The sequence below is a fragment of the Streptomyces sp. NPDC048197 genome (assembly GCF_043202395.1).
In the GTDB taxonomy this organism is placed as follows: Bacteria; Actinomycetota; Actinomycetes; order Streptomycetales; family Streptomycetaceae; genus Streptomyces; species Streptomyces siderophoricus.
On sequence record NZ_JBIDAJ010000014.1, the window covers coordinates 1 to 12,066 of the forward strand.

General features: G+C 68.2%; 11 protein-coding genes and 1 pseudogene. 4 read left to right on the top strand and 8 right to left on the bottom strand.

Annotated elements, in window-relative coordinates; genetic code table 11:
- Positions 1–172: 172 nt before the first annotated feature.
- The gene (locus tag ACGF4C_RS19625; protein ID WP_393567773.1) at positions 173–715 is read right to left on the bottom strand and encodes a DUF1707 domain-containing protein; all 543 of its coding nucleotides are present in this window, start codon (positions 713–715) and stop codon (positions 173–175) included.
- Between the two features lie 210 nt (positions 716–925).
- Positions 926–1,462: a DUF1648 domain-containing protein gene (locus ACGF4C_RS19630; protein ID WP_393567775.1), complete on the bottom strand. Its 537-nt coding sequence runs from the start codon at positions 1,460–1,462 to the stop codon at positions 926–928.
- 384 nt (positions 1,463–1,846) lie between these two features.
- Here ACGF4C_RS19630 and ACGF4C_RS19635 point away from each other — a divergent pair, with 384 nt between their 5' ends.
- Positions 1,847–2,284, top strand: coding sequence for a VOC family protein (locus tag ACGF4C_RS19635; protein WP_393567777.1), 438 nt, complete (start codon positions 1,847–1,849; stop codon positions 2,282–2,284).
- A gap of 185 nt (positions 2,285–2,469) precedes the next feature.
- On the top strand, positions 2,470–2,679 hold the full coding sequence (locus tag ACGF4C_RS19640) for a hypothetical protein (RefSeq protein ID WP_393567779.1): 210 nt from the start codon (positions 2,470–2,472) through the stop codon (positions 2,677–2,679).
- Between the two features lie 44 nt (positions 2,680–2,723).
- On the opposite strand, the pseudogene ACGF4C_RS19645 reads toward ACGF4C_RS19640, so the two are convergent.
- Positions 2,724–3,147 (bottom strand): annotated as a pseudogene (locus tag ACGF4C_RS19645) (phosphotransferase); the annotation flags it as partial.
- 225 nt (positions 3,148–3,372) lie between these two features.
- Between ACGF4C_RS19645 and ACGF4C_RS19650 the strand changes: the two are divergent.
- Together ACGF4C_RS19650 and ACGF4C_RS19655 are read left to right on the top strand one after the other, a co-directional pair.
- On the top strand, positions 3,373–4,179 hold the full coding sequence (locus ACGF4C_RS19650; protein WP_393567781.1) for a nucleotidyltransferase: 807 nt from the start codon (positions 3,373–3,375) through the stop codon (positions 4,177–4,179).
- A 258-nt stretch (positions 4,180–4,437) separates the two neighbouring features.
- Complete coding sequence (locus ACGF4C_RS19655; RefSeq protein WP_393567783.1) at positions 4,438–4,824, top strand: AQJ64_40280 family protein; 387 nt, start codon at positions 4,438–4,440, stop codon at positions 4,822–4,824.
- A 163-nt stretch (positions 4,825–4,987) separates the two neighbouring features.
- Here ACGF4C_RS19655 and ACGF4C_RS19660 read toward each other — a convergent pair whose 3' ends face one another.
- The 5 genes from ACGF4C_RS19660 to ACGF4C_RS19680 form a co-directional block, all read right to left on the bottom strand.
- The gene (locus ACGF4C_RS19660) at positions 4,988–5,608 is read right to left on the bottom strand and encodes a DinB family protein (RefSeq protein WP_393567784.1); all 621 of its coding nucleotides are present in this window, start codon (positions 5,606–5,608) and stop codon (positions 4,988–4,990) included.
- Between the two features lie 425 nt (positions 5,609–6,033).
- Positions 6,034–7,893, bottom strand: a complete 1,860-nt coding sequence (locus ACGF4C_RS19665; RefSeq protein ID WP_393567785.1) for a thiamine pyrophosphate-binding protein — start codon at positions 7,891–7,893, stop codon at positions 6,034–6,036.
- On the bottom strand, positions 7,890–9,995 hold the full coding sequence (locus ACGF4C_RS19670) for a flavin monoamine oxidase family protein (protein ID WP_393567786.1): 2,106 nt from the start codon (positions 9,993–9,995) through the stop codon (positions 7,890–7,892). The genes ACGF4C_RS19665 and ACGF4C_RS19670 overlap by 4 nt, the downstream gene beginning before the upstream one ends.
- 744 nt (positions 9,996–10,739) lie before the next feature.
- Positions 10,740–11,012 carry an SHOCT domain-containing protein gene (locus tag ACGF4C_RS19675; protein ID WP_393567787.1) on the bottom strand — a complete coding sequence of 91 codons (273 nt, stop codon included), beginning with the start codon at positions 11,010–11,012 and terminating at the stop codon, positions 10,740–10,742.
- Between the two features lie 450 nt (positions 11,013–11,462).
- Positions 11,463–12,029 (bottom strand): rhodanese-like domain-containing protein, encoded by a 567-nt coding sequence (locus ACGF4C_RS19680; protein WP_393567789.1) that lies wholly within the window; start codon positions 12,027–12,029, stop codon positions 11,463–11,465.
- Between the last annotated feature and the right edge of the window lie 37 nt (positions 12,030–12,066).

Here is a 12,066-nt window from a genome sequence, read left to right on the forward strand (position 1 = left end):
GTCGGACGAACTCCCACTCAGCATCGGATAGTTCATGGCGACGTATCACCCGACCATGGTCCACCACCCGAGATCATTTGAAGACACCCCCTAGCACACGAGGCTTACAGGCAACAGCAGTCGAGCCCGGCCGAAGAGGTGCGAGACAGGTTGGACCGAGTGCGGGATGAACTCAACGCCGTGCGTGGCGGATCTTCAACCGTCCGAACTCCATGCTCCCGGAGATCCGGATGGTCGGCCCGCCGGGTCGGGAGCGCCGCCGGATCTTGTGCAGTGGGTGCTTCCAGCCGGTACGCAGGCCCTCAACATCGACGATCGCGTCGCGAGGCACCGTGATGTTCGCCCGGCCGGAGCCGAGGTGCAACTCAATGTCCACTTCCGGATGTTCGATGATCGCCCGGGACAGGTCCAGGTACACCCTTCCGTAGGCGGATTCGACCTTGAGGACCCGAGGCACCCGCCAGGCGCCGCGCCGTTGGATCCGTCCGCTGGCGGCAGCAAGCGTGGACGTGGAGCCCGCACTTTCCGCCGGGAGCGCGACCAGAGCCTGCGCGAGCTCATTGCGCGTCTTGGCGGTGAGCACCTGGTCAAGGCGTTCGTCCATCTCCTCGTGCGAGACGTACCCGTCGGCGTACGCCTCCCGCAGGCGCTGCACGGCCCTGTCGCGGTCGTCGTCGCCGGCCAGCGGCCGCGGATCTTCCGGCAGAGAGGTCATCGTTTCACTCTAATACCGCACCAACGATGCGAATACGTCAACGTGCCCAGCAACAGGCTCAGTTGGCGGAATTGAACCGCTCGTCACATCCCACGGTTGCTCGTGCGCTCTGATGAGGTGCGAGGGGGAAAGGACAGTGGGGAGTGAGGGGTCGGGCGATCACCTCCGCGATCGGGTACGCGAAGGAGGGTCGCCCGGGACCTCACAGGCTCAGCTGGCAGGCGATTTCCGGTCCCGTACAGCGGAGACAATGGTCAGGGCAGTCCCGACGAGGATCGGCACGATCATTGCGGTGAATAGCCAACCGGACACTTGTCGTTCCGGCGCGGAACGCCACAGCACGCCGCAGCCGATCGCGAGCGAGATGCCTGTGCACGTGTTGAGCACCAGTAATGTCCGGGCGATCGACAGCGCGGAGGCGCGGGTGCGCGGCCGGTTGAGTGACGACCTCGCCGGTGCAGGTGCGAAGGGTGCTGTCGCGTCGTTCGGTAGCTCGGACTGCGGGGTCACTCGCAGCGTCAGCTCTGCGCAGGCCGTCAGTAGCACCGTCGCTCCGATGAACACGAACACCGGCCCAAACGCGCTGCCGATCGACCGGTCCGTCCATGCGTCCACCCCGTCGACGCCGAAGTGCTGCGGTATCCGATGGGGCAGGTGCGGGTAGCGGAGAATGCCCCAGAGCGCCATCGCGACGAGCAGCGCAGCGTTGGGGAGTTGCCACAGGCGTACGGGAGCCGAGAAGACCATTAGATCGATTGTCGGATGAAGAGGGCAAGGCTCGGTATCGGTTTCCCGTAGTTTCTGCCGAGGGACCTACGCCGAGCCGTCGCGGGCTCCTGCTTCGTCCCATTCCATCACCGTGGCGTGGCATAGCGTCATGATCGCGCGGTAACCCGGTAACCCGGTAAGCCGTCTGGGGAACGGTGGCATGACGGCACGGCCGGGAGCGGCCGTACGAAGGTGAGCCGGCCCGATCGGGTGACTCAATGCTGGTGTTGGTACGGGTGCCTCGGTCCTTGGGGAGCAGGCGCATAGATTGAGTTGAGGGAGATCCGGTTGCTGAAAGTGGCCCCGACCAGGCCGGATCTCCGGCCTCGCAGTCCGGTCGCAGCAGGGAGTGCCACCACAGGCATGGACGTTCTCTTCATCACGAGCGTGGCGGTGGTCGTCGCCGACCCGCCGCTGAGCCGAAAGCTGTTCATCGAGGCCCTTGGCCTCCCTTTGGAGGGGGAAGGCGACGGCTACTACTCCAGCGGGAACGTCCCCGGCAGCAAGCACTTCGGCCTGTGGCCCCTCTCGCAGGCGGCCGAGGCATGCTTCGGCACGGCCCAGTGGCCCGCCGACCGGGTGGTCCCGCAGGCATCGATCGAGTTCGAGGTGGCGAACGCGGAAGCCGTCACAGCCGCCGGTGCCGAGCTTCAGCGCGCGGGCTTCGAGCTGGTGCACCAGGCCCGCACCGAGCCGTGGGGCCAGACGGTGGCCAGACTTCTCACGGCGGACGGCTTGATCGTGGGGATTTCCTATGCACCCTCCTTGCACGACTTGCAGGACGACCAGCACCCCGGCTGAGCCTGGCGGCGAGACCGGTGACGGCGAGTCGAAGTTGAGCGGCGCGATGGTGCTGCCGGACCGACCTACTGTCACTCTGCATGAGCGCCCATTTTTCAACGTGCACCCAAGCGATGGCTTTAAGCGGGTAGTGACTACACTCGCCGACGCCGCGATGCGCGAGCCGCAGAGTAGAGGACACGAAGATGCAGAATCTGTTCAGGGACGGCGGTCCGCTCGACATCGCCATGGGACTGCTCGGTCTGCTGCTCTCGATCGCTCTCTTGTGGCAGGGCATGCACATGGCCCAGAACGGGGGCTCGTGGTGGTGGCCGCTGACGGCAGGCATGATGGTCGTCCTCAGCCTGCATGGCCTCTACCGACGACGCCGGGCAAAGCATCAGAGCTGTCCCTAGGCCCCGCACGGCACCACAAACTGGGCCTGGTGTGCTCCAGCAGCCGCCGTGGCCCATGCCGCCACATCGGCGCCCTTCGGAACCACGACGGTATGGGCGGTCGTCGACGCCACACACTCCCGGGCCGCTCGGCGGGTCGCAACGCATGGAGCCCACGAGTTGACGGGCCAGGACAGGAACGCGCATCTGCAACCCCTCATCGTCGAGGACCGTCCGGCCCGCCCGATGTGTCATGACGAGCGATGGATACGCGCAATGTGCGGCGGTCGGATCAATCGCAACCAGTTCCGGAGCCGGCACGCCGGTCCCCGTGAGCAGGGTCAGGGCGTCGGCCTCCCTGTTCGGCCAGTCCTCGGCGTGCCCCACGTAGAACGGATCGACGAAACTCCGCGGCACCAGGTCATGGGTGCCTCCGCCCCGCGTGCCGATGGTCAGCCTCCGCATATCGGCAGTGATGCCGCCGTGCAGAGCCTCTGCGTGGGGCCTGGGGACCTACGCCGGCGTGGCCGAGCGCACTCGCGGGTTGGGGAACGAGCGGGGGCGGCGAGGTCGCGTCCGTCGATCGTGGCGGGCCGGTGCTGCGCCGCCTGCTGGCGGATGCGCGGGCGGTGCGGTGCGGTGCGGTACCGCGGACACCACACGGGCTCGGAAATCCGCTCGGCAGCACTGAGCAGCACAAGGCACAGTGTCCCCATGAATGAACGAGGGCTGGACCGCGACGGGACGATCGCACGTGAAGGCGCACTGGAGCGAGTGCCGGCAGCGTTCGTCCCGGTCGTCGATGCCGCCCGCGCTCGTATCGGCGAGACGTTCGGCAGCACGCGCCTGCACAGCGCCTACCTGTACGGCAGCATCCCCCGTGGCACCGCCATCCCGGGAGTCTCCGACCTCGACCTCCAGCTCGCCCTCCATGACGAGCCCACCGAGGCCGACCGCGCTGACGCCAACGCAATCGAGGCCGTACTCGACCGTGCATTCCCACAGATCGATGGCGTCGGAATCCTGCTGACCAGCACGCGGGTTCTGCTCAGCGACCTCGAACGTCACGATTGCGGATTCTTCATCGCCTGCCTCTGCACCCCGTTGTTGGGCCCTGACCTCGCAGAACAACTGCCCCGTTACCGCCCCACGGCCCTACTCGCGCGGGAGACCAACGGTGACCTCGCCCGCGTGCTTCCACGCTGGCGTGCCAAAGCAGCCGAAGCCGCCACGGATGCCGATCGCTGGAAGCTCAGCCGTTTCGTCGGCCGCCGCATCGTCCGCACAGGATTCACCCTGATCATGCCCCGATGGGGCGGCTGGACCAGCGACCTCTACCAGTCCGCCGAGCTCTTCGGCGGCTACTACCCCGAGCGCGTCGACCAGATGCGTATCGCCGCGTCCATCGGCCGTGCACCCTTACCCGATCCGGCGGTACTTGGGATGCTCATCAATGATCTCGGCCCTTGGCTCGCGGCCGAATACACAGCCGTGCACGGCGAGAAAGCCCTGCGTCCCTGACGGGCGGCCCCCGCCACGCCTCGATCTCCAACGCGTGGTGGATCGAAAGCAGTCGCAGTCGACGGCAGTCGCAGTCATCGACAGGCGGCAGGCGGCAGGCGGCTGGCGGCAGGAGGTACGCGGCGCCCGGATCGAGCAACCTTCGCGAGCGCCGGGCGGTCTTGCCGGATGCCGAGGTTGGGGCAGTGCCTAGGCCGAGTTCCGGACCACCGGCGTAGGGGCGGCAGATGCCTGGCGAGTGCCTGAGTGAGGGTGGAGATGACGACGCATCTGAACACCGTGGTGACGTGGGTCGACGCGCGCGAGAGGCTGCCGCGCAGCGGTACACCGGTGGCAGCAGCGATCACGGGGCGGTACCCAGCTGACCGCACCACGGAGTCCAACTCGGCGCGGGGTGAGGAATTTTGGCTGGTCAGGCCGATGTACTTCACGACTCTGCACTGGAGTGAGGACGGCACGGAACACAGGGACTGCTTCGTCGACTCCGACGGGGTTGTCCGGTTGCCCCACGGCCGCACCAGTGCTGAGACCGTGACGCACTGGGCTGAGCTGCCTACGCTGCCAGGAGGCATGACGCACGTCGTCCTTGGGAGAGAGGTGCAGCCCACCCTTCACGATGCCTGGGGCGCGCGTCCCGTCACCTGACCCATACCCTGCTCGGCGACACGTGACGCGAGTGCCTACACATCGACCACCCTGGCCGCGGACGCCCACCGCACCGCTCTCCTCGCACTACTCCTTCCTGAACCAGACCTGGCTACTGTGCTGTGTGAGCCGCGTGAGCCGGTGGTGGCGTTGGTGACGGTGGTCAGTGCGGGCGGGCGCGGTAGAGATCGCGCAACAGGGCGACCTCGGCACCGTGGTGCAGCAATTCCTGGTTGACCCACCACACGATGTCGATGAACGGCTCTTCCGGGTCGCTGCCATGCGGGTAGGTGCAGTACCCGGTGGTGTCGAGTGCGGCGTCGTCGACGCTCAGTAGCGCGTTCCGCCAGGCCGCGGCACCGGCGTCCAAAGCCGCGACCGCCCCTGCGGCGTCGCCGCTGACGGCGTAGTCGTCCCGGGTCAGTGCGTGGCCGCCGTTCGTGTGGTCGGCACGCAAGGTCAGCATTTCGCTGAGGTGGCTCAGGCGCCATGCGATGGTGGTGACGGGCGGCGGCCAAGGATGCGGGTAGGAGGCGGCGTCGCGTCCCCAGTCACCGGTGCCGGCCAGGAGAGTCGCGCGCGGCCCTGGTCCTGCCACACGCCGCCGTACCGACCAGCAGTCGGGCACCGGTTCCCAGAGGTATTCCTCGTCGGTCAGCGGGCCCACCTTGGTATCCGTCCCGTCGCCGCTGTCCATGACCGGCCCTGTCAATCGGTCGGCGAGGCGTTGGCGTGCGAAGTCGAATTGATCCAGCAGGGGAGACAGGCGGGACGGTGTCGTCATCGGACGCTCCTGTGTCGTGTTCCGGGGCGATCCGTCAGCCTGGCACAGCCGGCACCACAGCCGCGTCTCCATTTCTGAGGACCCTCACCAGAGCTTGCCCGCAGGAGGATCGCCCGCCGACTGCGCGTTGACGAACGACGTCATGAGGTCGCGCCCAGCAAGTGCGGGACAGCACTTATCACCAGGCCCTCGCCGACGCTCTCGGTCAGTCAGGCGTCGTCACCGGCTTCGTCGCAGCGCACGTACAGGTGCCTGTCGAGCTCCACGAGCAGTGCGGCCCGCTCGGAGTCCCGCCGGTGATGCTGGGCTCCGGGATGGCCGTGCGCATGCCTGGGGTACGCGCCCGTTGGGCCTGCGGAAAGGTAGGGCGGGGACCACTCAACCGGCTCGACCGTGCCACCGGTGTGGTCCCCGCCGGCCCGTTCTCAGTCGGGGCACTTCTCCTTGATCTTGTACGTCATGGCCTTGGGGTAGTCGTGGCGGGCGAGTCTGATCTGGGCCAGGGTCGGTCCGGTGTTGAGGGTGTCCTCCGGGTTGGCGATGCGGTCCAGCAGGGTGGCCAGCTGTCCGTGGTTGTGGATCTGCTCGCCGGTCATCGGGGTCTTCTCGGATCCGAACACCTCGGCCAGGCGGTCGTAGTTCCAGGGGTGGAGGACGTTGTAGAAGTCGGCGCCGTCGGACGTCCGGCCCTTGAAGTAGCAGGGGTTGACCAGCATCTGCTCGATGCCGTAGAAGCCTTCGTTGTCCAGCACGAAGATCACCGGGTTGAGCAACTGGCGTACGTGGGTGGCGAGTTCCTGGCAGGTCTCCTGGAACGATCCGTCGCCGACGAACACCAGTGGGCGCTTGTTCCGCGGCTTCCTGGCGAGGGCGATGCCGGTGGTGGCACCGACCGAGTAGCCGATGGACAGCCAGCTGTTCTGCGCGATGTACGAGGCGCGTTCAGGCATGCGCAGGTTCATCGAGCCGATCAGGGCGAACGCGGCGTCCGAGATCACGGTGTAGGGGGTGGTGGCGCCGGTGCCCGAGCCCGTGGTCTGCTCCTGGAGGAACGCGCTGATGTGCTCGAAGAAGCTGTCGTAGGTCACCGGCAGGTCCGCCGGCTGGTCCGAGGAGCTGAGGCCGGACAGGTAGGCGTCCGTGCTCGCCGGTACGTCCAGGCCCTGGTCATGGGCGTGCGCGAAGGCGTCGGCGGCCAGACCGTGGTGGCCGTAGCGTTCGCTCAGGGCCCTGTCGAGCTCCTCGATGAAGTGCGGGAGCTGGACACTGGGGAAGTACCTGGCGCCGACGCTGACGCCGTCGCGTACGGCGACCGCCCAGTCGTCGCCGAGCGCCTGCTCGCCACCGAGGTTCTTCGACGTCGACCAGGTGCCCAGGCCGATCCGGCAGCCGTGTGCCTTGAAGGTCTCGCGCACCTTGGGATCGCTGGCCTTGCCGTTGTAGACGCCGGAGAAGCCCGGGGTGTTCTCGGAGACGACGGACTTGGCGCCGATGGTGGTGCAGAACGGGATCCCGGTGTTCTCCACCAGCGCGGTGAACTTTCCTTCCAGCCGCTGTCGTTCGATCTCCTCACCGGCCCACAGGATGGGATTGCCATGGCGGTCGATCAGTTCCACGGTGGCCTCGACCGCCGCCCGGCACATCTCGTCGTTGCGGATGGTGGACGGCCGCACCCGGCGTTCGATCGTGCCTGTCGGTTCGGGACAGGGCGCCTTCCAGACATCGTCCATGATCTCCAGGTAGACCGGCCGGCGCTCGGACAGGCACGCGGTGAGCGCGGTGTCGATCTGGACGGGAGCCAGCGCGGCATTGGAAATCACCTGGGCGTCGACGGTGACCTGGCGGTAGACGTCCAGGTTGCTCTCGCGGCGCTGGCTCATGTGGGAGGTGAGCAGGCCGATCGCCTGGTAGTTGAGCCACTGCTCGTAGGACGGGGCCGCGTTGATGGCGACCAGCGGTACCTGCTCGACGTAGGCGCCGCCGATGGGATTGAGGAGGTTGAAGGAGCCCACGCTGTAGGTGACGGCGACCGCGCCGATGGCCACCTCGCCCTTGTCCGGGTCGGCGTCGGCGGCTTTGGCCCGGGCGTAGGCGTCGGCGGCGAAGCCGGCTCCCACTTCGGTGGGGGTGCCGACCCACTGGACGTCGGTGGTCTCCCGCATGATCGACAGGAAGGGGCCGAGATGGTCGCCGGGCACCCCGAAAAGGTGGCTGACGCCGAGCTGTTGGAGGCGGGTGGCGAGGTAGCGGCCCACGTTCCATGCGGCGGGTTTGGTGGTCGTCATGACGTCAGAACCTCCTGGGGACGGGCTGCTGCTGCGGTTTCCATGGCGGCGAGGTCGGCCGGCCGCGGCGTCTCGTGGACGGCGATGGCGGCGGCCACGGCGGTCTCCACCGCGCCCTCGATCCAGGCGTGCTTGAGGGAGATGTGCTCGCCGGCGAAGTGGATCGGGCCCTCCGGCAGCATCGCGTCCAGATGGAAGCTGGTCATCTGGTGCGGGGTGTAGACGGCGGCCTCGCCGAAGGCGTACGGATCGCGCAGCCAGCTCTGGGTCCGGCCGTGGAAGGTGTAGAACGCCTCGATACGGCGGCCGTGGAGGGTCTGGAGGTTGCGCAGGGCGTAGATGTAGCGCTCGTCGTCGTCCATGGAGTCCCAGCGCGCCGCGTCGTCCGACCAGCTGTAACTGGCCAGGACCACGCCGCCCTCGCTGCCTGGGACGGGATGGGAGGGGTAGTACATGAAGCGGTTGGGATTGTCGGTGGTGGAGCCGCCGCCGAAGACATGGCTGGCTTCCCGGACCGGCGCCTGCTGGAGCGACCAGTTGCGGTAGTGCTTCAGCTGCGCCTCGCTGACCTCGGTGTCCGCCACCCCGCTGAGCAGGCCGAGCGCCCCGTGCGGGGCATTGCGCAGGTGCTCCGGCATGGCCAGTGCGGCCTCGGCCTCGTCCTCGCCCATCTGCTGGTACCACCGGTACAGGTCTTCGCCGAGCTCCCGTTTCCAGTCATCCTCGGTGAACTCCCACCAACGGCGGGAGAATTCGAGCAGCACCTTGGTGGCCTGGTCGTAGTGGGTCTCGATGATGGCGCGGCGCTTCTTGTACGAGAACGGCGGGTTCACGCGGGTGAACCGGAGACTGGAGAAGGGGACGGTGACGATGGCCAGGTCGCCTTCCCAGGTCCGCGGCGGGGCCTGGGGGTCCTGCTCGCTCACCGTGTCGATCTCCACCCGGTGCAAGGCCGACCGGGTGACCCGGCTGGTGGCGCCGTCGCTCCAGGGGTCCAGGTATTCCAGGCGGGTCATCCGCTGGCCCATCTGGATGTTGTCCTTCAGACCGTCCGCGAGCCGGTAGGGGAGTTTCCAGCTGCCGCCGTCGATCTCCCAGTAGGTGGCGTTGGGGTTGATGTCGCTGCGCCCCAGGAAGGTGTGGAAGAAGGCCAGGTGGAGGCGGGAGGTCATGTTCTCGATGGTGCCGATGGCCTCGATCGCCTCGTCGCTGAAGCCCGCGTACTCCCGGAGGAAGCGGCCCATCGAATAGCCGTCGAAGTCCCGGATGACCCTGGCCCAGCCGTCCAGCCACTCCTCGAACGGTTTGTTCTCGCGCTCGCCGTTGGGCTTGAGCACGGAGTAGTAGTCCCGGACCGGTTCCAGGGCCTGGTGGACCAGTTGGGACACCTGTGTGCACGCCTCGCTGCCGGACAGGTTGAAGCCCTCGTTGACGGGGCGTGGATTGAGGGCGTAGTCCCTCCGGCGGACCTGGACGCGGTTGGTGCGGATCCAGGTGCGGTTGGCCTTGTTCGGGGCCTTGAATTCGGGGCTCTCGTTCCCGTACTGCCACTTCTCGTTGTTCTTGAAGGAGCGGTAGACGACCGGGGGGACGTGCACGTTCTCGCAGCCGGTGCCCGGTTCGATGTCGACGTTGTAGAACAGCCTTCGGGCCAGGCCGAGTTTGTCGATGAGGGCCAGGGTGAGCGGGTGGAAGTCCGGAATCCGCATCGCCCCGGCCTCGGCGTACTGCTTCTCGTCCCAGAACGCGGGATGCTTCGGGTCCTCGGTACGGAAGGTCTTCAGCCTGCCGCCCACCCGGTTGGCGTTGGCCTCCAGAATGGTCACCTCGTGGCCGGCGTTCTTCAGCAGGTGACCGGCGACCAGACCGGCGATGCCGGCTCCGACGATCAGGACACGCTTGCGCTCGGCGGCGGTGGTCGGGGGCAGACCGTTGTCGATCAGCGTCTTGAGATAGCGCAGTTTGAGGTCTTCGTCGTTCGGGCCGATCAGCAGCAGGGCACGGGCGAGCTGCCGGTGGACTTCCGAGGGAGGTTCGGGTTCGGGGCCGTGGCCGTTGCTGGACGGGGGGACGGTGGGGACGGTGAGGGGACTGTTGTCCATGCGTCGCTTCCTACGTCAGAGGTGGCGGAATGCCGGATGAAGTGGCTGGAGGGACCCGTCAGTGCCTGGGCAGTGGACCGCCCGGGGCGCGGTGGCGGAGCATGATGGGGAGGGGTTGAGGCGTAGACCGTGCCCCGGGTGGTGACGAGCCGCGCCGTGTTCGTGATGCCGCCCTCGAACCGTTCGTCCATGGCGGGCGCCGGCGCAGGGCGCACCCGGGGTGTGGTCATGCTGGAGCTCCTGGTGGACGGGACACCGGATGGATCACGCGGAGGGCGTGCGGCTACAGAACGTAGCCATGGAAAGGCGTGCATACCCGTTTCGAATATTCCGGGCATACCGGGAAACTCTCAAACGGCCGTGCGCCAGTCGAGCGGTCGCGGCGCTCGCTCGGACCGCCCGCTCCGGCCGGGCAGCGGAAGAGAACCACCGTCAGGCCCAGTCCGACCGCACCTCCGGTCAGTTGGGCGGCGCGGAACGGCGCGGAACGGTGCGACGGAGCCGGGGGCGATGCGCACGGCTTGAGCGGGGCCGATGGCCGTGGCGGAGGTCTGGTGGCCCTGGTGGAGGTCCGGTGCGGCTGCCGTCGGGGGCGAGGAGCTCGGCGTCGTAGCCGTTGTCAGTCGTTGTCAGCTGTGGTCAGCCGTGGTCAGCCATAGGCCCCGGCGCACAGGAGTGAGGCGATCGGCGCGGCCACCGCGGTGACCAGCACGGCCAGCGGCCGCCGGCGGTCCTGCGGCCTGGTCACCGGGGCCTCGGCCGGTGCGCGGCGAGGCGTTCGCGTGCCTCGGTGTAGGCGTCCGCGTCGATCTCGCCGGAGGCGAAGCGCCGGTCGAGGATCTCTTCCGGTGTCTCCCGTGGCGGCCAGCCGCGATCGTGGTCAGGGGTGCGGTCGGCAGGATGCCGCGTGAGGCGGACGACCGCCCACACGACGAGGCCGATCAGGACGATCCACAGCAGAGGCATGAAGGCCATCCAGGCCCAGCCGCCGCCGTCCCAGTACCTCACCTCGTCCACCTCCTCAGGAGGGTTCTCCGTTTGCTGCCCCTCCCTACTGTCCGTCGGGCCGGGGGAGAGGCGCGAGGGCCCTTCGGCCCTGCTGTCGAGCTGCGGGCGCCTCATCCCGACCGGTTGTTTGCTCGTGGACGTGGCGGCAACCGAGGCCGCGAGGCGGCCGCGGGGCGGGATGCCTGGGCACCCTGCACCACGCCGCCGTCGTCCACTCGGAAAGAACGCCCAAGTCGCCCCTTGAAAGGACGCCCAAGTGGCCCAGGCGGACGCGTTGTTCCGCCCCCGGATTCGATCGGGCGTCACGGCGTGTCCGGCCGGGTTGACCGGGTCGGCCGAGGGCTGACCGCGAGGCGAAGGGCGTAGAGGGGCTGGCCCGCGGGCTCCGGAACGGGGCCTCGTCCTCCGCCGCCGGATGCTCACCGTGGCAGGTGGCGGTTCCTCGTGGACCTGGTGGTGTCAGCCGGTCAGGGCGGCGAGGGTGGTCCCCAGGGCGGTGGTCCTGGGCTGGTTGTGGGGGAGTCTGGCGAGGATCTTGGCCATACCGCAGGTGTTGGTGAGGGCGGAGAAGACCAGACCGCCGGCTACGCCCGCGGACAGCAGGAGGGCCCGGGGCCGGCGCCGTGCGGCGAGCAGCCCCGTCAGTACGAGCGTGCCGGCGGCGAGGCGGACCTGGCGCTCCATGGCCCAGGGGGTGCGGGTGCCGGCCGGGCGGTGGGTGTCGTGGCCGAGCTGTGTCCAGGCAGTGGTGCCGCCGCTGAGTGTGGCGGCGCTGATGCCGTGTGCGGACAGGCGCATGCAGGCGGCGGCGGAGCGGGTGCCGGAGGCGCAGACGACGAGAAGGGCACCGCGGTCGGCAGCCGTCTTCAGGACGGGCAGGGCCCGGTCGAGGTGGTCGAGGGGGATGTTGTGGGCGCCGGGCAGGTGGCCGGAGGCGTACTCGCCGGGGGTGCGCACGTCGATGACGGTCAGCTCGTGCAGGCGGGCCTTTGCCTGGTCGGCGGTGAGGGAGGCGGTGCGTGCCACGGGGATTTCCTTTGCGGGGTTCGGCGTTACCCCTTGG

What these genes read in the sequence shown, in the direction of transcription:
- ACGF4C_RS19625 (WP_393567773.1), bottom strand. Translation starts at nt 715, where the DNA reads ATGACCTCTCTGCCGGAAGATCCGCGGCCGCTGGCCGGCGACGACGAC.
- ACGF4C_RS19630 (WP_393567775.1), bottom strand. Translation starts at nt 1,462, where the DNA reads ATGGTCTTCTCGGCTCCCGTACGCCTGTGGCAACTCCCCAACGCTGCG.
- ACGF4C_RS19635 (WP_393567777.1), top strand. Translation starts at nt 1,847, where the DNA reads ATGGACGTTCTCTTCATCACGAGCGTGGCGGTGGTCGTCGCCGACCCG.
- ACGF4C_RS19640 (WP_393567779.1), top strand. Translation starts at nt 2,470, where the DNA reads ATGCAGAATCTGTTCAGGGACGGCGGTCCGCTCGACATCGCCATGGGA.
- ACGF4C_RS19650 (WP_393567781.1), top strand. Translation starts at nt 3,373, where the DNA reads ATGAATGAACGAGGGCTGGACCGCGACGGGACGATCGCACGTGAAGGC.
- ACGF4C_RS19655 (WP_393567783.1), top strand. Translation starts at nt 4,438, where the DNA reads ATGACGACGCATCTGAACACCGTGGTGACGTGGGTCGACGCGCGCGAG.
- ACGF4C_RS19660 (WP_393567784.1), bottom strand. Translation starts at nt 5,608, where the DNA reads ATGACGACACCGTCCCGCCTGTCTCCCCTGCTGGATCAATTCGACTTC.
- ACGF4C_RS19665 (WP_393567785.1), bottom strand. Translation starts at nt 7,893, where the DNA reads ATGACGACCACCAAACCCGCCGCATGGAACGTGGGCCGCTACCTCGCC.
- ACGF4C_RS19670 (WP_393567786.1), bottom strand. Translation starts at nt 9,995, where the DNA reads ATGGACAACAGTCCCCTCACCGTCCCCACCGTCCCCCCGTCCAGCAAC.